The organism is Vibrio sp. 704, assembly GCF_033339295.1.
Genome location: NZ_JAWOUH010000468.1, coordinates 1 through 686, shown reverse-complemented (window position 1 = coordinate 686; position 686 = coordinate 1). Strand labels below are relative to the sequence as shown.

General features: G+C 51.6%; 1 protein-coding gene and 1 pseudogene. One reads left to right on the top strand and one right to left on the bottom strand.

Annotated features, from left to right (window positions below; genetic code table 11):
- Positions 1-86: pseudogene (locus R7R24_RS27155) on the bottom strand (DNA-binding response regulator); the annotation flags it as partial.
- 265 nt (positions 87-351) lie between these two features.
- Between R7R24_RS27155 and R7R24_RS27150 the strand changes: the two are divergent.
- Positions 352-686, top strand: a 335-nt coding sequence (locus R7R24_RS27150; protein ID WP_318120188.1) for a PTS transporter subunit EIIC, incomplete at its 3' end; no start/stop codon positions are given.

Sequence of the window (686 nt, the reverse complement as noted above, 5' to 3'; positions counted from 1 at the left end):
TCAAACCCTGCGCGGCCAAGGTAATCTGACAACGCTTCGCGAAGGTCGAGGTTGTCATCGACGACCAGTATCTGCTTGTTTTCCATCCTACTTTCCCTGTGTCCGTCCCTGTGCCTGCCCCTGAGTTTGGCGCTGGCCAATATGATGCATTCTTAAACGCCCATGCACAATCGAGCCGATTACAATTTTCACTTCTCGATATAAGAGATTTGTAAGCGGCCACTTACAAACTGATTGCCTTTTGTAACCTTAGGCGCCGCCTTGCTCACTATGATCATCCTGACCTTACGTGAAACAACATGACCTGAAGGAATCAGGTCCTACAACACTGGCATTCGTCAGGAGGAAACCATGTTTGCAAGTATATTTGGACAACTACAAAAAATAGGGCGGTCGTTGATGCTGCCTGTGGCGGTGTTACCGGTGGCCGGCTTGATGCTGGGTATTGGTAACGCGGGGTTTGCGTTTATTCCAGACGCGGTCAACAAAGTGATGCTCGCCGCCGGTGAAGGCGTGTTCGGCAACATGCAGTTGATGTTTGCGGTCGGTGTAGCGCTCGGGTTATCAAAAGGCAATGACGGTGCGGCTGCGCTCGCTGGCTTAGTTGGCCTAATTATTATGAACGCATCGCTCGGTATCGTGACTGGCTTGCGCGGCTTAGAAACTGACGCCACCATCATGGGCGT